The sequence below is a fragment of the Cupriavidus sp. 01L46 genome (assembly GCF_056399905.1).
The window spans coordinates 1-18,550 of the sequence record NZ_JBFTSF010000125.1; the positions used below are offsets into that span (position 1 = coordinate 1).

15 protein-coding genes are annotated in these 18,550 nt (G+C 66.8%); 8 read left to right on the forward strand and 7 right to left on the reverse strand.

Annotation, left to right across the window (positions count from 1 at the left end; genetic code table 11):
* Positions 1-219 precede the first annotated feature (219 nt).
* The 5 genes from AC1DS3_RS21590 (at position 220) to AC1DS3_RS21610 (ending at position 6,779) form a co-directional block, all read left to right on the forward strand.
* The gene (locus AC1DS3_RS21590) at positions 220-1,458 is read left to right on the forward strand and encodes an MFS transporter (protein ID WP_477127915.1); all 1,239 of its coding nucleotides are present in this window, start codon (positions 220-222) and stop codon (positions 1,456-1,458) included.
* A 68-nt stretch (positions 1,459-1,526) separates the two neighbouring features.
* Complete coding sequence (locus AC1DS3_RS21595) at positions 1,527-2,459, forward strand: LysR family transcriptional regulator (protein WP_441635492.1); 933 nt, start codon at positions 1,527-1,529, stop codon at positions 2,457-2,459.
* Positions 2,460-2,779: 320 nt separating this feature from the next.
* Positions 2,780-3,925: a porin gene (locus AC1DS3_RS21600; protein ID WP_477127916.1), complete on the forward strand. Its 1,146-nt coding sequence runs from the start codon at positions 2,780-2,782 to the stop codon at positions 3,923-3,925.
* Between the two features lie 18 nt (positions 3,926-3,943).
* Positions 3,944-5,281, forward strand: a complete 1,338-nt coding sequence (locus AC1DS3_RS21605) for an MFS transporter (protein WP_441635496.1) — start codon at positions 3,944-3,946, stop codon at positions 5,279-5,281.
* 4 nt (positions 5,282-5,285) lie between these two features.
* Positions 5,286-6,779, forward strand: coding sequence for a carboxylesterase family protein (locus tag AC1DS3_RS21610; protein WP_477127917.1), 1,494 nt, complete (start codon positions 5,286-5,288; stop codon positions 6,777-6,779).
* Positions 6,780-6,988: 209 nt separating this feature from the next.
* Here the strand turns inward: AC1DS3_RS21610 and AC1DS3_RS21615 are convergent, their stop codons facing one another.
* Complete coding sequence (locus AC1DS3_RS21615) at positions 6,989-8,236, reverse strand: MFS transporter (protein WP_441635500.1); 1,248 nt, start codon at positions 8,234-8,236, stop codon at positions 6,989-6,991.
* A 125-nt stretch (positions 8,237-8,361) separates the two neighbouring features.
* Between AC1DS3_RS21615 and AC1DS3_RS21620 the strand changes: the two genes are divergently transcribed.
* Together AC1DS3_RS21620 and AC1DS3_RS21625 are read left to right on the forward strand one after the other, a co-directional pair.
* Positions 8,362-9,315 carry a LysR family transcriptional regulator gene (locus AC1DS3_RS21620; RefSeq protein ID WP_477127918.1) on the forward strand — a complete coding sequence of 318 codons (954 nt, stop codon included), beginning with the start codon at positions 8,362-8,364 and terminating at the stop codon, positions 9,313-9,315.
* A gap of 73 nt (positions 9,316-9,388) precedes the next feature.
* Entirely contained in the window at positions 9,389-9,907 is a 519-nt protein-coding gene (locus tag AC1DS3_RS21625) for a DUF3016 domain-containing protein (protein ID WP_441635504.1), read from the forward strand.
* Positions 9,908-9,964: 57 nt separating this feature from the next.
* On the opposite strand, the gene AC1DS3_RS21630 is transcribed toward AC1DS3_RS21625, so the two are convergent.
* The 3 genes from AC1DS3_RS21630 to AC1DS3_RS21640 all read right to left on the reverse strand — a co-directional run bounded on the left by AC1DS3_RS21630 (position 9,965) and on the right by AC1DS3_RS21640 (position 14,282).
* On the reverse strand, positions 9,965-12,028 hold the full coding sequence (locus AC1DS3_RS21630; RefSeq protein WP_477127919.1) for an NAD(+) synthase: 2,064 nt from the start codon (positions 12,026-12,028) through the stop codon (positions 9,965-9,967).
* Between the two features lie 154 nt (positions 12,029-12,182).
* Positions 12,183-13,790, reverse strand: coding sequence for an MFS transporter (locus AC1DS3_RS21635; RefSeq protein ID WP_477127920.1), 1,608 nt, complete (start codon positions 13,788-13,790; stop codon positions 12,183-12,185).
* Between the two features lie 51 nt (positions 13,791-13,841).
* Entirely contained in the window at positions 13,842-14,282 is a 441-nt protein-coding gene (locus tag AC1DS3_RS21640; RefSeq protein ID WP_441635510.1) for a DoxX family protein, read from the reverse strand.
* A gap of 267 nt (positions 14,283-14,549) precedes the next feature.
* Here AC1DS3_RS21640 and AC1DS3_RS21645 point away from each other — a divergent pair, with 267 nt between their 5' ends.
* Complete coding sequence (locus AC1DS3_RS21645; RefSeq protein ID WP_477127921.1) at positions 14,550-15,548, forward strand: tripartite tricarboxylate transporter substrate binding protein; 999 nt, start codon at positions 14,550-14,552, stop codon at positions 15,546-15,548.
* Between the two features lie 28 nt (positions 15,549-15,576).
* Here AC1DS3_RS21645 and AC1DS3_RS21650 read toward each other — a convergent pair whose 3' ends face one another.
* The 3 genes from AC1DS3_RS21650 to AC1DS3_RS21660 form a co-directional block, all read right to left on the reverse strand.
* Positions 15,577-16,431, reverse strand: coding sequence for a transcriptional regulator (locus AC1DS3_RS21650; RefSeq protein ID WP_441635514.1), 855 nt, complete (start codon positions 16,429-16,431; stop codon positions 15,577-15,579).
* Positions 16,432-16,623: 192 nt separating this feature from the next.
* A complete protein-coding gene (locus AC1DS3_RS21655) occupies positions 16,624-16,929 on the reverse strand; it encodes a hypothetical protein (protein WP_441635516.1) in 306 nt (101 codons plus the stop codon).
* A gap of 106 nt (positions 16,930-17,035) precedes the next feature.
* The gene (locus AC1DS3_RS21660; RefSeq protein WP_441635518.1) at positions 17,036-18,124 is read right to left on the reverse strand and encodes a LacI family DNA-binding transcriptional regulator; all 1,089 of its coding nucleotides are present in this window, start codon (positions 18,122-18,124) and stop codon (positions 17,036-17,038) included.
* Positions 18,125-18,550: the final 426 nt, after the last annotated feature.

Here is an 18,550-nt window from a genome sequence, read left to right on the forward strand (position 1 = left end):
GCCTTAAGGCGATGCGAGTTTGGGTCCCGGCCGCTCTTTTCGCCGAATCCCGAGGRGGTAGTCGCCCCATCCGGCGCGCCTTTTTTGCCTACTTTTTTGGCAAGACAAAAAAGTAGGTCGCCGCCCCGCAGGGGAGGTGAAACTGCAGTTGAAGTTGCCTTTGACATTTAGCAGTTGCAACCCCACCCAACAAAAACAAAACCCAAACGGAGACACCCCATGCCCCATATCGACATCCACAAACTAGCCGACGAAGCCCGCTTCAACCGCTTCCACGCCCAAATCCTCCTCTGGTGCGCCCTCATCATCATCTTCGACGGCTATGACCTGGCCGTGGTCGGCATCGCGCTGCCCTCGATCATGAAGGGCATGGGCGTGGACGCCACCAGCGCCGGCTTCATGGTCAGCGCCGCGCTGTTCGGCATGATGTTCGGCGCGATCTTCATGGGCACCGTGGCCGACCGTATCGGGCGGCGCCGCGCCATCGCCATCTGCATCCTGTTGTTCAGCGTCTTCACCGCGGCAGCCGGCTTCACCAGCGATCCCGTGACATTCAGCGTGACGCGCTTCCTGGCCGGCCTGGGCATCGGCGGGGTCATGCCGAACGTGGTGGCGCAGATGACCGAGTACTCGCCGCGCAAGATTCGCGGGACCATGGTCACGCTGATGTTCAGCGGCTACTCGGTGGGCGGCATGCTGGCCGCGCTACTGGGCAAAGGCATGATTGAAAGCTACGGCTGGCAATCAGTCTTCCTTGCCGCCGGCCTGCCGGCGCTGCTGATCCCGGTCATCCTGAAGTCCTTGCCGGAGTCCATGCCCTTCCTGATCAAATCKGGCCAGGTCGATGCACTCAAGCACATCGCCTCCCGCCTGGAACCAGGCTACCGGCCCCAGCCCGGCGACCAGTTCGCGCTGCCCGCCGGCGACAAGGCGGGCGACGCACCCATTGGCAAGCTGTTCCAGGACGGACGCGGCTTTTCCACGGTGATGTTCTGGGTGGCGTTCTTCATGTGCCTGTTCATGGTCTACGCGCTCAGCTCCTGGCTGGCCAAGATGATGGCCGGCGCAGGCTATAGCCTGGGCTCGGCGCTCACCTTCGTGCTGGTGCTGAACTTTGGCGCCATGATCGGCGCCATCGGCGGCGGCTGGCTGGCGGACCGCTTCAATATCAAGTACGTGCTGGTGGGCATGTACGCCCTGGCCGCGGTATCGATCACACTGCTGGGCTACCCGGTGCCCACCGCGCTGCTGTTCGTGCTGGTGGCGCTGGCCGGCGCATCGACCATCGGCACGCAGATCGTCACCTACGCCTATGCCGGGCAGTTCTATCCGATGGCGGTCCGCGCGACCGGCATTGGCTGGGCGTCGGGCATCGGACGCAGCGGCGCCATCCTGGCGCCGATCGTGATCGGCGCGCTGGTGGGCATGTCGCTGCGCCACCCATGCGCTGACGGGTAAGATCGCGATTCGCTCCGGGCTGCCCGGCCGAGGGGCGCATCCCGAAAGTTCATTCAAGTCCACAAACAATGACCCCATTTCGCGGAAAGCTTCGGACGCGCCATCTGGAGATCATTCTCTCCGTCGCGGAACTTGGAAACCTGTCCAAGGCCGCCGAGCAATTGCACATGACGCAGTCCGGGCTCTCGCGGGCGGTTGCCGAGGTCGAGGAGATCGTTGCCGGGAAGCTGTTCGAACGATCCGCGAAGGGCATGATGGCCACCGCGCTCGGGGCCGCGATGTGCCGCCATGCGGCCTTGCTCCTGAGCGACTTCCACAAGGCCGAGGCGGATCTGGGTGCCATCGCCAGGGGCGATCTCGGCAACATGATCCTGGGCTGCTTCTCGATGTTCAGCCGGTGGCCGCTGGCGGAGGCCATACTCCTGTTCCGGCAGGCGAATCCGCGCGTGGAGATCACGGTGGAAGTCGGATCGCACGAGGCCCTGATCGAGAAACTGGATGCCGGCGCGATCGACCTGCTCATCAGCCGCGCCCCGAGAAGCCAGAGCGCGGAAACCTACCGGACTGCCGCGCTGGTGCATGACGGCATCGTGCTTGCGTGCGCACCGGATCATCCGCTGGCCAGGCAGGATGTCGATATCGCCACGTGCGTCCAGTACCCCTGGATCTCCGCGCCACCGGGAAGCATCCTTCGGGAAATGCTGGTGCATGAAATCCGGGAAGCCGGTCTCCCGGCGCCGGAAATTGTGGGCGCGCTCTCGCTGGAACTGGGGCGCGAACTGATGTCGCACGGCCACTTCCTGTGGCAACTCCCAGAAAGCGCCGCACGCTTCATGGCCGCGCGCGGCGAAATCAGCATCCTCCCGCTGTCGTTCAATCTCAGTCTTGGCCCGCTGTCGGCCATCTGGCGGCGCGACCGGACCAGCACGCGGCAGACGCGCAGCTTTATCCTCAGTCTGCGGCGCGTGGTCGAATCCTCCTGGGACGCCGGCAGCCACTAAGCCTCCGGCTTGCCCCATGCGCGGGCAATCGGACGCCCCTTGGAAATCATCCGCATCGCACGGGTGCCACCGCGTTTTCCCGTGCCGTGGCCCGCGTCCGCCACGCTCTTTCACCTGCCTCGAAGCGCCGGCACAGGCCATGCGACCTACGCATGATGCTTCTCAAATTCGTCATGCCTTGCCGCTCCACCTTCGCTCTACCATCGGTATCGGTCGCAGGCTAAAGACATCGCCCACGCGGCAAGTCTTCGCCGGATATCAGAGAGATCGCCACCTTGTTCTGCTGAGCGCTCCAACCGAAACCACGAAAAGAGGAAGCAATGAGGAAGAACGGCTGCAGGTCTGCCATCACGGGAAGTGCATTTCCACGAGTTCATCTGCGCCAGCTTTTCCTGGCAAGCCTGGCAGCAACCGCGCTGGGCTGCGCGGCAAGTGCATCGGCCGCGCAGCCCGACGGTGTCTCACTCAGCGGCCTGGTAACGGCGGGCCCCACGGTGACGTCGAATGTCGGAGGGGCTTCCCGCTATGGCGTCGACTCCGGCCCGTACCGGCCCAACTACATTGCCATGAACGGTTCCGAGACGTTGTCGCCGGACATGGCGGCGTACTTCAGGCTGGCCGGCCGGTTCTTTGCGGATAACGGCCAGACGGTCGGGCAGCTCTTCAACACCAATGCGATCGTTGGCCTGCGCGGTTCGCTCGGCGACCTTGCCCTGGGATACACCCGGGACTTCATGTTCGATTTCCTGACGATCCCCGGCTTCAGCGGCTCGTGGTTCGGTGGCATCTGGGGCAGCCCGCAGGGGCCGTTCCTGAATTTTGGCGGCGTCTACAGCCCGGCTCGCACGGGTTCGTTCGACGCCGACCGGACCAACGGCGAAGCGCTGGCCAACGCGGCCAAGTACACCAGGCAATTCGGGCCGCTCAAGCTCGGCGCGATGTACGCCCTCGGCGAGCGCACCAGCTCGATCAACGACGGAAGCACCTATAGCCTCGGCGCACTCTACGAAACCCCGCGCTATGGCGCCGCCGTCGCCTATACGGATTTCAGGGATAGCAGCACGCCCACCAGCCGCGCGCACTTCCAGACGATGGGGCTGGGGGCGAAGTGGAACATCGGCKAGTCAACGATTGCCGGGTCTTACACCCGCGTGAGAAACGCGATCACCAATGGCGCGATCGACACGTTCGGCGCCGGCTCGACCGTGCCTGTGGGCAATAGCTACACGATTAACCTCCACTACCAGTACATGAAGGGCAATGCGGCGCTGCAGGACCGCTACGCGCATCAGATCCTGCTGAAACTGGACAAGGCGCTGTCGCTGAGAACCCACGTCTACCTGCAAGCCGCGTTCCAGAAGGCGGGGGGCACCGCGGACGCCAAGGCCTTCATCAACGGCGCTGCCGGCCCGTCGGACAGCAACAAGCAAGTCCTGTCCGGGCTCTTTGTCGAACACGCATTCTGAGCGGGACGCGCGCCTACCATGAAGAACCCCCCATTGCATGTCGATCCCCTGGACATCTCCGAGGTGATCGACAACATCCCGCCCAATCGACACCGCCGCCGCATCATCGCCATCTGCTTTGCCGTGGTTGCGCTCGAGGGCTTCGATGCAGCCATCATTGGATTCATTGCGCCGCAGATCGCCACGCATTTCAGCGCGAAGCCTGCCGAGATCTCCGCAGCCATCGCAGCGGGGATGTTTGGGCTGCTGTTCGGCTATATCACCGCGGGAAGCGTTGCCGATACGCGAGGCCGCAAGCCTGTGCTCGTGGCCGGCACGCTCGCGTTTGCGCTAGCCACCCTCGCCTCTGCGTTCAGCGCGTCGCTATTCCAGCTGGTGGCATGGCGATGCATGACCGGCGTGGGCGTCGGCGTGGCAATGCCCGCCGTTGCCGCGCTGCTGGCGGAATTGCTGCCCGCCCGCCGGCGCGCATCCGCGCTCTCCGGCGTGTTCTGCGGGTTCCTGTTCGGCTCAGCCGCGGCCGGCTTCCTGACCGGGCATCTGATCGACAGCATCGGCTGGCAGGGGCTGTTTCTCCTCGGCGGCATCGGGCCGCTGCTGCTCGTTCCCGCCATCCTTGCCTTGTTGCCTGAGTCGCCAGCGTTCCTGGTGCAGACCGGGGCCGGTTCGGGCCGGGTATGCGCCGCCCTGGCCAAGCTGGGCGCGCCCCAGCCTGGCGCAGCGATGTTCAAGGCTCCCGCGCCGCCGGCCGAGATCACGAAGGGCAGCGTGGCGCAGCTCTTCAGCACGCAGTACCGGTCAACCACGGTGCTGCTCTGGCTGCTGATGTTCCTGATACTGGGCAGCTTCTATGTCATCGCAAGCTGGCTCCCGACCTTGATCAGGAGTACCGGGGAAAGCGTTGCCATGGCCTCCAGGACGGCGTCCCTGTTCCAGTTTGGCGGCTTGGCCGGCGCGGTGGTGGGCGCCTTCGCCATCCGCCGCATCGCGCCGCTGAATCTTGTTGGGATCGCCTTGCTGACCGGTGCCGCCAGCCCGCTTCTGATCGCCTCGCCCGATGCCACGGCTGGGTACGCCGTCGCCGTGTTCTGCTCGGGCTTCCTGATCAGCGGGCCCATCGTCGTGCTCAACGCCGTCGCGGTTGCGGCCTACCCCACGCAGATACGTTCCGTGGGCGCGGGCTGGGCCAGCGCGCTCGGCCGCGTGGGATCGCTGGCGGGCGCGGGCTCTGTCGGGCTGTTGATCAAGTCCGGCGTGGGACTGCCCGAGATCATCGCCGCTGTCGGCGGCACGGTGCTGGTGTGCGCCGTGATCGTACCGTTCCTTATCCGCAAGTTGCGTGAACCTGGAGTCTGATCCAATGCCAGTCAAAGAGAAATCCGTTGTGTTGGCCTTGTCCATCGGCGCCATCCGTGGCGAGGCGTCCGATGGCGTCCTTGCATTTCGCGGGGTGCCTTATGGCGAGCGAGCCCATCCTGGGAGCCGGTTATCCGAGGTGACGCCGCCGTCCGCATGGACTGGCGAACGCGATGCCACCGCGCTCGGCGCGGTCTTCCCGCAAGCGCCTTCGCGCCTGGCCACGGTCATGGGCAACGGCATCGACCGCAACCCGCAGTCCGAAGACGCGTTCCTCCTCAATGTGTGGGCGCCGCGGGATGCGGAGCGCCGGCCAGTGTTCGTGTTCATTCATGGCGGCGGCTTTCTCACCGGCGGTGGCACCGCTGCCTGGTATGACGGCGAGTGCATGGCCAGGGAAAGCGGGATGGTCGTGGTCACGGTCAACTACCGGCTTGGCGCGCTGGGTCATTTCACCGATGCCAGCGATGCGCGCGGCGCCAATCGCGCCGTTCGCGACCTGATTCGCGCCCTGGAGTGGGTGCAGGAACATATCAGCCGGTTTGGCGGCGATCCGGCGCGCGTCACGGTGRGCGGCCAGTCGGCCGGGGCCTACTACGCCTGGTTGCTTGGCGTCAGCCCCGCGTCAAAGGGGCTGCTCCATCGGAACGCCATGTTCAGCCTGCCGGCCCTGCCGCCGCTGTCGCCGGACGACGCGTATCGCACGAGCCTCGCGTTGCTCGACGCCGCAGGCGCGCAAGACATCGATACCTTGTCGGTCAATGACATCCTTGCCGCGCAAAGCCAGTTGATGCGGTCGCGCGCCAGGTTCGGCGAAGTCTCGGTCGGCTTCCGGCCGGTGGCGGAAGATGGCCTTGTCCCCGACTGGCTCTTCGACCTGCCGCGTGCGGCCAGGCAAGCGCACGTGTCAGCGTCCCTGCTAGGCTTTACGGCTGACGAGAGTACCGCCTTCATGGCAGCCGCGCCCGAGGTGGTGGAAGCCTCGGCGCAGCAGGTCATGGCTTGGTTCGAGACCAGGTTCGGGGCGGCCGCAATGAAGCATTACGCGGCCTTTGCCGCCGCGCGCCCGGCCCACACGCCGTACACCCAGTTGGTCGATGCAAGCGGATACAGCTTGTTCGGCGCCGCGGCGCGCGAGATCTCCAGCGCTCTCGCCGGCGCGGCCAAGCCTGTCTATCCATACCGGTTCAGCGTGCAGAGCCGCGTGCCAAACCTCATGAGCCCGCACTGCCTGGAACTGCCCTTCCTGTTCGGGAACCGCGGCGACTGGCTTGATGCGCCCATGATTGCAAATATCCCCGAAGAGACATTCGAGAACGTGGGCGCCGCATTCCGCCTGGCCATATCCAGCTTTGTCACGGCGGGAAAGCCAGCCACGCTGTCTGGTGCTGCGTGGCAGCCCTTCAACGTCGCCGCGCCGGGCATCGCGGACATCGCGGATGCCGGCATCTCCTGGAAGCCGTGGCATCCCTTGCTTGCCACTGAGCGCCAGCCATGAGTAGCGATCCGTCCGGGAACCAGTGACAACCTCGTCTCTGGCCGACAATACCCGCCCCGCTCTGTGTGGCGGCAGACATTCGCGGCCTTCTCCTGGTCCCAGACTCGTCCATGTACGTGAGTGGCCCCTGGCGCCGTACCTTCGCCCCGCCATGCCCTTTCCCAGGCTGGCGGGGCTCCTTTCGTCTCCGGTTGGGCAACGTCAAGCCATCACCGGGCCAGCCGTGCACCCGGCCACATCCGCACCACCAGCGCCCCGATGGCCGTCGCGGTAGACAACAGCGTCACCGCCATCCAGCCCCAGCGCGCCAGCAGCACGCTGCCCAGCGCGGCGCCGGCTGCCATCCCCACGAACATGCCCACAAACAGCACCGCATTGAGGCGGCTGCGGGCACCAGGCTCGATGCCGTAGACGATGGTCTGGTGCGCGACCAGCGTAACCTGCACGCCAAGGTCGAAGCCCAGCGCGCTGGCGCCAATCAGCCACAGCCGTGCGTGCGGTGCAAGCAGCGGCGAGAACAGCATCCCGGCGAACGAGATCGCGGTCAACGCAATGCCCAGGCGGGTGACGAGCTCCGGGCCCTTGCGGTCTGCCAGGCGGCCCGCCAGCGGTGCGGCGAGCGCGCCGGCGGCACCGGCCAGGCCGAATGCGCCAGCCGCCGCGCTGCCCAGGTGGAACGGCGCGCCGTGCAGCATCACGGCCAGGGTCGACCAGAATGCGCTGAAGCCAACCGACAGCAGCCCCTGCGACAGCGTCGCCCGGCGCAGCGCACCGTGCTTCTGCCACAGCTTGCCGAGCGAGCCCAGCAGCGCGCTGTAGGCAAGATGGGTGGTGGGCTTGAAGCGCGGCAGGCCGCGYGCGGCCACCACGCCGATCAGCGCAATGCTGGCCGCTGCGATCACGAACATGACGCGCCAGCCGAAGTGCTCGGCCACAAACCCGCTGAGCACGCGCGAGAGCAGGATGCCGAGCAGCAGCCCGGTCATCACGGTGCCGACAACCTTGCCCCGGTGCGACTCGGGCGCCAGCGTGGCGGCGGCCGGCACGATGTCTTGCGCCATCGTCGCGGCCAGCCCGATCGCCAGGCTGGTGGCCAGCAGCAGCCCGATGCCGGAGGCAGCGCCGCTGGCCAGCAGCGCGACGCTGAGCACGGCAGCCTTGGCCAGGATGATGCGCCGGCGGTCGTAGCGGTCGCCCAGCGGGGCCAGCAGCAGGATGCCCAGCGCATAGCCGAGCTGCGTGAGCGTGGGCACCAGGCCGACCGCCGCATCGGACGCGCCGATGTCCGGGCCCAGCACGCCGAGCATGGGCTGGCTGTAGTACAGCGACGCCACCGCCAGGCCGGCGCCCGCGGCAAGCAGCAGGACCAGCCGCGCGGGCAGGCCGGTGGCAGGGGAATCCGCCGTGTGCGCGGTGTGCGCGGCAGCGGTGGTATGCGCAGCTTGAATGGAAGACATTGCGTTAGCCCTCAGGTGGAAAACATGGCCGGAGTTTGCCGGTGGCCCGCGGCACGTGGTAGTACTACACTTCGCACAATGGCTATACGCCAGACGCATGACCAATGGCCGCCATGCCGGAAACCATGAAAACCCAGCCCTCCCCCCCAGTCGCTCCAGCCACCCCCTCCACGCCTTCCGCCGACCGCGTAGAGCTGATGCAGACCTTCGTGCGGATCGTGGAGGCCGGCAGCCTGTCGGCGGCCGCCGCGCAACTGGGCACCACCCAGCCCACCATCAGCCGCCGCCTGCAAAGCCTGGAGCGCTCGCTTGGCCTGCGCCTGCTGCAGCGCTCGACCCATGCAATGAAGCTCACCGAGGATGGCGAGCGCTGCTTCGGGCGCGCCAAGGAGCTGGTAGCGGGATGGGAGGCTTTCGAAGCGGACCTGCGCGGCGCCGGTGACGAGCCCGAAGGCACGCTACGGGTCGTGGTGCCGCATGCCTTCGGGCAGCAGCAGCTGGTGGGGCCGCTGGCGGAGTTCCTGCGCCGTCACTCGCGGGTGACGGTGGAGTGGCTGTTGTATGACCGGACACCGGAGTTCATTGCCGACGGCATCGACTGCGCCATCCACGTTGGCGAGGTGAGCGATCCGTCGGTGRTGGCGATCCGGCTTGCCGAGGTGCCCCGCATCGTTGTTGCCGCCCCTGCCGTGCTGCAAGGCTCGGCGATGCCCTCGCACCCGAACGAGCTGGCCATGCTGCCCTGGCTTTCCCTGCGCACCTTCTATCGCAACGAGGTGACGCTGACCCATGCGGTCACGGGCGAGAGCCAGCGGCTGACGTTCCGCCCGCGCGTGGGCACCGACAGCCTGTATGCGTTGCGCAGCGCGGCGGCGCTGGGCCTGGGCGTGGCCGTGGCATCGGCCTGGCTGATGGCCGAGGATATTGCACAGGGCCGGCTGCTGCACCTGGTGCCCGAGTGGCAAGCCTCCTCGCTGCCGATGTACCTGATCTATCCCTATGCGAGCTTTTATCCGGCCAAGCTGCGCCGCTTTGTGGAGACGATGCGGCAATGCGTGCCGGCGACCATGGCAGGCTGAATGCGCCGCCCGGAACAAGCATTCCCCGTCCGGAGTCGAACCCGATAGGTTCGTCACGGAACGGGAGGTTGCAATGCGTAAAGACCTGTGCCTTGCCGCCGTGGCACTGTTTAGCATCCACGCGCTTGCCGCGCCGCCCGGCGGTCGCCTCTCCGTCTCCTTCCTCAACCCGGAAAGCTACACCGATGCCGCATACAGCCACGCGTACGCCAGCGAGAAAGATCTCGCCACCGTGGAGCACGATATCAGCCAGCACCTGGAGCGCCTGGCCGGGCGCAAGGTGCCGCCGGGCGACACGCTCAAGATCGAGGTACTCGACATCGACCTGGCGGGCCGCTTCGAGCCGCTGCGTTTCCACGGCCAGGATGTGCGCGTGGTGCGGGACATCACCTGGCCGCGCATGACGCTGCGCTACACCCTGAGCCAGGGCGACCAGGTGCTGGCCAGCGGCGAAGACCGGCTCGTCGACATGAATTTCTTGATGTCGGTCAACACCTACGCGAGCAGCGACCCGCTACGCTATGAGAAGGCCATGTTGGATGACTGGTTCGACAAGCGCATCGTCCAGCGCGTGGTCGAGCATGCCAACTAGCACACCAACGAGCACGTCATCGAGCGATAGCCAAAGTCCAGAGCCACCCCGGCGCCATCAAATCTCGTCGGGCACCCGGTCGAGGTCCTTCATCCACACCACGGACTCCGAATCGCTCGGTGCCCGCCAGTCTCCGCGCGGCGACAGCGAGCCGCCCGACCCCACCTTGGGCCCGTTCGGCACGCACGAGCGCTTGAACTGGCTGGTCCGGAAAAAACGGTCGAGGAAGATGCGCAGATTGCGCTTGATGTCGGCCAGCTTGTACACGTTGCGCACCGCGTCCAGCCCGTCAGGCCAGTTGCCCTTGTCGCGCTCGCCCCATGCGCTCAAGGCAAGAAAGGCGATCTTGGTCGGCGCAAAGCCGAACCGCAGCGTGTAGTACAGGTTGAAATCCTGCAGCTCATACGGACCAATGAAGTTCTCGGTCTTTTGCTGGGGAGCGTCGGCGGAGTCGCCCGGCACCAGTTCCGGGCTGATCTCCGTGCCAAGCACGTCGAGCAGGACGTCCGAGCCGGCATTGCCGATCTGCCCGGTCTCCGCCACCCAGCGGACCAGGTGCGAGATCAGCGTCTTTGGCACACTGCCGTTCACGTTGTAATGCGACATGTGGTCGCCCACGCCATACGTGCACCAGCCCAGGGCCAGCTCGCTCAGGTCGCCGGTGCCGATCACGATGGCGTGGCTGTGATTGGCGAAGCGGAACAGATGGTTGGTACGCTCGCCGGCCYGCACGTTCTCGAACGTGACGTCGTACACAGGCTTGCCAGACGCGTAGGGATGGTCGAGGTCCTTGAGCATCTCGACGCAGCTTGGCCGGATGTCGATCTCCTTGGCCACGCAGCCCACCACCTCCATCAGCTTGCGCGCCTGGAGCAGCGTGCGGTCGCTGGTGGCAAAGCCCGGCATGGTGATGCCGATGATGTTGGTGCGCGGCAGCTTCAGCCGGTCCATGGCCTTGGCGCACACCAGCAGCGCGTGCGTGGAATCCAGCCCGCCGGAGACGCCGATCACCACCTTGGAGATGCCGCTGGACGACAGCCGCTGGACCAGCGCCTGCACCTGGATGTTGTAGACCTCGCTGCAGCGCTCGTCGCGCCGCCGCGCGTCAGACGGCACGTAGGGGAACCGCTCCACCGTCCTGCGCAGCGCCAATGGCTTGTCCAGCGCCAGGTTCATGGCGAAGGGGATCACCTTGAACTTCGACACCTCCGCGCTATGGCGCCGCACCGAGTGGCCGAACGTGGTCTGGTGCATGCGCTCGCGCGACAGGCGCTCAAGGTCGACATCCGCAAAGGTCAGGTGCGAGCTGTCGGCAAAGCGCTCGGACTCCGCCAGCAGCTCACCGTTCTCGTAGATCAGCGCCTGCCCGTCCCACGCCAGGTCGGTGGACGACTCGCCCTTGCCCGCCGAGCTGTACAGGTACGCCGCCAGGCAGCGCGCCGACTGCTGGCTGACCAGCTGATGCCGGTAGCCGGACTTGCCGATCACGATGTTGGAGGCCGACAGGTTCACCAGCACGGTCGCGCCCGCCAGCGCCGCGAACGACGACGGCGGAATCGGCACCCACACGTCCTCGCAGATCTCCACATGGAAGCGCAGGAACGGCACGTCTTGCGCCTCGAACAGCAGGCCGGCGCCAAAAGGCACCTTGCTGCCGCATAGCAGCACCTCGGTGGCTACCGCGCTATCGGCCGAACTGAACTGGCGCGCCTCGTAGAACTCCCAGTAGTTCGGCAGGTAAGTCTTGGGAACCACGCCAAGGATGCGCCCGCCGGCTACCACCGCCGCGCAGTTGAACAACTGATGCTCGACCCGCAGCGGCAGCCCCACCACCAGCGTCGCGGCAATCGACTTCGACGCAGCGGCGATCGCGGCAAGGGCCGCCTCGCAGGCGTCTAGCAAGGCGCGCTGATGGAACAGGTCGTCGCAGGTATAGGCGGACAAGCCCAGCTCCGGAAAGGCCACCAGCGCCGCACCCTGGCTGGCGGCATCCCTGGCCAGCGCGATCGTTTCGGCGGCATTGAAGGCCGGATCGGCCACGCGGCACACCGGCACGCCCACGGCCACGCGGGCAAAGCCATGGGCGTAGATATTGAGGAACGGGTTCTTCGTGTCAGACATGTCAAATCATCCTTGCACTGCGCGGTGCAGCGCTTGCGGCGCAAGCCGGGCGGGGAAGTAGGTTGTGCGGTATATGGCGCAATTCTACGACGCGCGCGGCTGGCGGTGCTGGAGTGTGTTCGGATGAGCCGGGCACAGCGATGCAGCGCGCTCGCTAAAGCGGAGACACGAAATGCCGGACCCTGGGCGCCGCCGGCCCCAGGTGCAGCGCATGGACGCGGGCCTGGATCGCCTTGTCGTTCACACTGAAGCGCTCATGCTGGCGCAGATGCTCCAGCCACGACTCGATGACGAACGTCTCCACATAGCGCCCCGGCTCGTCCATGTCCTCGAACAGATTCCATGACAGCGCCCCGCCCCGCCGGCGCACGCGCCGCAGCTCGCGGGCGGCGGCATGGAACGCAGCGGCATTGGCCTTGTCGAYGTAGTACTCGACGCTGATCATCACGGGGCCGCGGTCGCCCGCGGTCTCGTCAAGCACCGGCGCGCCCGCAAGATGCGGCGACGGGGTGAGATCGAGGTCGGGAGAATCGGCCAGCCGCCAGCGCATGGCCAGCGCGGCGAAAAGCAACATGCCCGCGCCGGCCACCTGCAGGGCCGGCGCCGTGCCTTTTAGCGAGGCAACCTGTCCCCATACCGCGCTGCCGGCCGCCATCGAACCAAAGAACACAAGCAGGTAGACCGCCAGCGCCCGCGCCTTGACCCACCCGGCGGCGCTACGCTGCGCACCGCCATTGAGCACGGACAGCACCACAATCCACGCCAGGCCTGCAAACAGCAGCACGATGGCGATCAGGGCGAAGCGCTTGATGCCCGACATGGCGAACAAGGCCAGCGCAAAGATCACGCTGGCGCCCAGCACCAGCCAGTCGGGCGAGAGCAGCTTGCGCAAGCGCGGCAGCATCAGCGCGCCGCCGATCGCGCCGGCGCCCACGCACGCCAGCAGCAGCCCATAGCCACCGGGGCCCACCGCCAGTTCCCTGCGCGCTACCAGCGGCAACAGCGCCCAACCGGCGCTGCCGAAAGCAAAGAACGCCACTGCGCGAACCAGTACCACCTGCAGCACTGGCGCCGCCTGCACGTAGCGCAGGCCCGCCCGCACGGCCTGGAAGAAATGCTCGGGCGGCAAGCGCCGTGCGGCCTGCGCGGGCTGCCATTGGTAGATCACCCACAGCACGCCCACCACCGATACCGCATTGAGGAGGAACACGGCAGGTGGGCCAAACAGGGTCAGCACGACGCCGCCCAGGGCAGGCCCGATCGCCCGGCTGATATTCACCCCGAGCGAGTTGAGCGCCACCGCCGATTGCAACTCCGGCTTGGGCACCAGGTCCGGCACGATGGCCTGGAATGGCGGCGCGCTCATCGCCGCGCCGGTGCCAAGCAAGAAGGTGGCGACCAGCAAGACCGCCGGCGTTACCAGCCCGGCCAGCGCCAGCAGGCCCAGCGCCGTCGCCACCACCAGCATCCAGGCCTGGGCAAACAGCAGGTATTTGCGCCGGTCCACGATATCGGCCAGCACGCCGGACGGCAGCGCAAACAGGAACATCGGCAGCGTGGTGGCGGCCTGCACCAGCGCCACCATCAGCGGCGACGGGCTGACCGACGTCATCATCCAGCCGGCGCCCACATCATGCATCCAGGTGCCGATATTGGAGACCAGCGTGGCTAGCCAGACGGCCCGGAACACCTTGTTGCGCAAGGGGCTCCACGGCCCGCCCGCAGGCTCGGCCAGCGCGGCGCCGGAGAGTTCCTGACTCATTTCAGCTCCAGGTCCAGTAATGCCGGCGGTCCGCCGCGGCGACGCGCCCGGCTAGCCACGATGGCGCCGGTGACGCAGGTCGTACCAGGCCACCAGCACAAAGCCGCCAACCAGGCCGAGGTGTTCGAAGAAGGCATTGGCCGCCATGAAACGCTCCGGCGGCGCCATCAGCCAGAACCGGTTGGCGATAAAGGTGGCAAAGGCGGTGAACACCGCCAGCGCCAGCGCGCCGGCCCAGCGATAGAAGCCGAGCAGGATCATCAGCGAAGCCCCCAGTTCGAGCGCGATGGTGGCCGCCGCCAGGGGCGCCGCTGGCGCCAGGCCGAAGTGCGCCAGTTCCGCCACGGCGCTGGGGAAATCCAGCGCCTTGTTGATGCCGCCCTGCAGATAGGCCGCGCAGAGCCCCAGCAAGCCTATCCACGCAATGACGGACCCGGTGCGCGACAGGCCATTGCCGCTGGAGATCCCGGGGTACGAGCTTCTCGATTCCATCGATGCATCCCCTTGATAGGTAAGTGGCCAACTCGCTTGCCAACTCACTTGCCAAACCGCAAAGGCGTGAAACCGGAACAGGCCGCGCCGCCCGCCGTCCTGCCGGCCACGAGCCGCGACGGCGTCACACCATGTGATTGTAGGATGCGGCCGGGCCAGGACGAAGGGAACCGAAGCCGCCCGGCGCCCACGGCCGCGGCAATCACCCTGCCGCCATGTGTGCGCGCATGCTGCTCTATCATGTCGGTCATCCGAAGATGGCTTCACATGAAATTCTCATCCGTCGTACGCTGCCTCGCGGCGATCTCGTTGCTTGGCGCGGCGCTGGCAGGCATGCCGGGCCGGGCCAATGCCAACGCCAGCCCCGCCAGTGACTTCCCGCAGCGGCCAATCCGCCTGGTAGTGACCTTTCCGCCGGGCGGCGGCACCGATACCCTGGCGCGGGTGATCGGCACGGAACTTGGGCGCAGCCTCGGGCAGGCCGTGGTGGTGGACAACCGGCCCGGCGCCAGCGGCAATATCGGCGCGGAGCTGGTGGCAAGGAGCCCGGCGGATGGCTATACCCTGCTGGTGGTCAACAGCAGCTTCGCCATCAATCCCGGCGTGTTCCGCAAGCTGCCCTTCGAGCCAGGCAAGGACTTCAGCGCGGTCATCGCGTTTGCGTCGGTGCCGTCCGTGATCGCTGTGCCGGAACACTCCCCGATCCATGGCTTCAAGGGCCTGATCGCAGCCGGCCGCTCGGGCAAGCCGCCCAGCTATGCGTCGTGCGGCAACGGCACGCCGCAGCACCTGGCGGGCGAGTTGCTGAAGATCTCGGCGAGGACCGATCTGCTGCACATTCCCTACAAGGGATGCGCCCCGGCCATGACCGATGTGCTGGGCGGCCAGGCGGACGTCAGCATCAACACGCTCACCAACACCCTGCCCTACCTCAAGACCGGCAAGCTGCGCGCGCTGGCGGTAACGTCCCGTGGCCGCTCGCCGTTCCTGCCCGAGGTGCCGGCGGCGAGCGAACTGGGCCTGCCGGGCTACGACGTTGACCAGTGGTTCGGCATCCTGGCGCCAGCGGGCACCTCGCCCGAGGTCGTGCAGAAGCTCAACCTGGAGATCGCCAGGGTCATTGCCAGGCCGGAAGTCAGGGCCAACCTGGCGAACCTGGGTTTCGCCACCACCCACAGCACGCCGGCGGAGTTCCAGCGGGTGGTGAACGCCGATATCGCGCGATGGACCAAGCTGGCCCTGCGGATCGGCCYCAAGGCGGACTGATGCAAATCGATGCGAGGATGGGACGACGTCAGCGCATGGGCTCGGCCTGCAGGTAAGCCGCGGCCTGTGGCCATGGCCTGAAGCCCACGGCCTTGCGGCCGGTCTGCACAACGCCGAAGTCGCTCGCGTCCAGRCTGGCGGCAAGCAGCTTGCCGAAGGCGTTCAGCAAGACATCGGAAGTCAGCCCGGAGGGGCCGGCCAGCGCCGGGCAGATGATCCAGGTGGTGTCGTCGCGGGTGAACACCCGCAGTGATTTCACCAGGTCGGCGGGCTGCAGTTTCTCGTCCCGCACCGCCGCGTAGTCCAGCGCGAACGCGTTGACGAAATCCTCGGTATGCCGGTGGCCCAGGCACACCACCACCTTGGGCCGCCAGCGCGCGCACATCTCGGCCAGGAAGCGGAAGCGTCCGCCGTGCCGGCACAGATCCAGGTAGCGCTCCTTGGGCACCAGGGCCGGCTGGCCGCGGAACACCGTGGACCAGGGGGTCAGGCCATCGAGCTGCATGGGCAGGGGAAACAGGTTGAGCTTGAACTCGGCCCCGCAGGCGGTGTACAGGTGGTGCTCGTAATAGGGCTTCCAGTCGGCATCGGCATCGTCGTCGCGCAAGCCCAGCACCTCAGCGCGGGCAGCGGCCATGATGCGGGCAATGCGCTGGTGGCTGAGCCATTTGCCCATGCTGGCGCGGTGCGCGGCGCGAAACGCCGCGTCCCAGGCGAGCGGCGCCAGGCGCGGCTTGAGTGGCGCGCTCAGGTGCTCGGACCACGGATGCGGGCTCCTGTCGCAAAACCAGACCGAGGCCCGCGGATTGCCCCCCTCCATCCCCACATATGAAGCAAAGTAAGTGTCTAGTTCCTGCCTTGTGAACACCGTGGTGTTCTCCATGCTGCCCCCCTGATTGCCTGGTGGGTCCCCTCTTCAGCTCTTGCCGCAGCGTGCCGGCGCCCGGGGGGCCGCGCGTGCCGTTGCGATCGTTCGCCGGATATCCCGCGCCGGCCAGGGCTGGCGCCGAATCGTTCCGGGCATTTGTGGTGCGGGTGCGCCGCGTCTGCTGCATGCTGGATAGCCTGCGCTATCCTAGTGGTCCGCCTTGCCGGTCTTGAGCATCTCGGCAATCTCGGTCGCGGAGGCCGGTGCGAATTGCGCTACGCAGGAGCGCGTCAGCGCCAGCGTGTACGAGAACGCCATGGCGCGGTCCTCGAACGTGCGGTTGAGCATGAAGTGCGCGGCGGGGACCTGGCCGTCGGCCAGCTTTGACAGGCGGACCAGCGCTCCCCAACTGCCTTGCGCCACCTCCAGGATATCCACCTCGATGGCATATCCGGCCTCGATATACGTCCTGGCCGGGCCTGCCAGCCGGCGTTCCGGTTTGTCGAGCACCATCTCGTTCCTCCACGATTCAGGTCGATTTGTGACAACCACGGCCACGCACGGCGTGCCTGGTTCCATCCGTCCATGGCTGCGGGCTTCCACCGCGGCCATGGGCTTGTCATGCGTGCCTCACGCCTGGCATTGATGCGCTCGCGCCGGCCAGCCGGTTGGCGGCAGGCGGCTTCGCGGTGGACTGGCGCACCACCAGCCCGCTGGGAAAGCACAGGCGGATCGGTGCTTCGTCCGGTTGCGCCAGCCGCAGCATGACCCGCCGCACCATGGCTTGCGCCATCTCGCCAAATGGCATGGCCACCGAGGTCAGCGCGGGATTGGTGTACGAGCACATGCCGATGTCGTCCATGCCGATCACCGAGACATCGTCCGGCACCGACAGGCCCGCCTGGTGCAGGCCGGACATCAGCCCGATCGCCATCATGTCGTTGACCGCGATGAGCCCGGTGGGGCGCGTGCTGGCCCGCGCCAGCTGCCCCGCCAGGACCTGGCCCAGTTCCGCCAGTTCGGCATCGCCGTAATGCGCGGTGGGCGGGCACTCTATCACCGCCGCGTCCCCCAGCCCGGCCTCTTTCACCGCCGCCTGGAAACCGGCGATCTTGCTCGCGCGGCTCACCGTGCGCCCGGCGGGCATGACAAAGGCGATGCGCCGGTGGCCCAGCTCGATCAGGTGCGACGCGGCCAGGTGGCCCGCCTGGAAGTTGTCGGGCGCCACATGATCGATGCGCGCCGGCATGTTCGCGTCGGCGCCGCCGTCGTAGCTGACCATGGCCAGCCCCTGCCGGGTCGCCGCCAGGAAATGCTGCTCGTCGGTGAGCGACGACACGATGATCACGCCGTGCACGCCGAACGAGAGCAGGTCGTCGAGCATGCGCGACTCCTGCTCCCGGTCCCGGTTGGTATTGCCCAGCAGCACGCGGTAGCCGATCTGGCGCTGCGCCTCGGCCTCGATCTTCAGCGCGAGCTGGCCGTACATGGGGTTGGCGGTGGACGGCACCAGCAGCCCCAGCATCGGCGTGCGGCCGGTCTTGAGCTGGCGCGCGACCTGGCTGGGCCGGAACCCGAGCGCGCGGATGGCCTCCTGCACCCGCTCGAACGTGGCGGGATTGAGCCGTTCGGTGCGTCCATTGAGCACATTGGAAACGGAACTCGCGGATACGTTCGCCAATCTGGCGACATCTTGTATGGTTGCCATTATCGGGATCTCATGCCAGCTTCATCGGGCGGGGTAGCCATGGCGTCAGCATCACCGTGCCGAAGTGTAGCGGATGCACGCCGGCCTGCTGCCCAGTGCGCATGAGCAGCGGGCATGAGCGGCGGACCGAACAGGACMAGCGCCGGCACGCCTTCCAGGATCGTCCCGGACAGGATGGCGAGCGCCGCCGACACCAGCCTTTGGGCTTAATGGCCAGCACGCGCGGCAAGGCCARGGAGGACGGCACCAGCCAGCGGCGAGACGCGTCGTGCTGCACTTCGGCTGACTCAACGATTGCCTCGGCTCCGCGCTCGGTACTAGGTCTTTGGTATTAAGCGTCTCCGTAAAACGATTTACTAAATCGATTTACAGATCATAGGCGGTCGTGGGACAAATGCAAGGACAGCGGGTTGCCGGGGGCCGCCG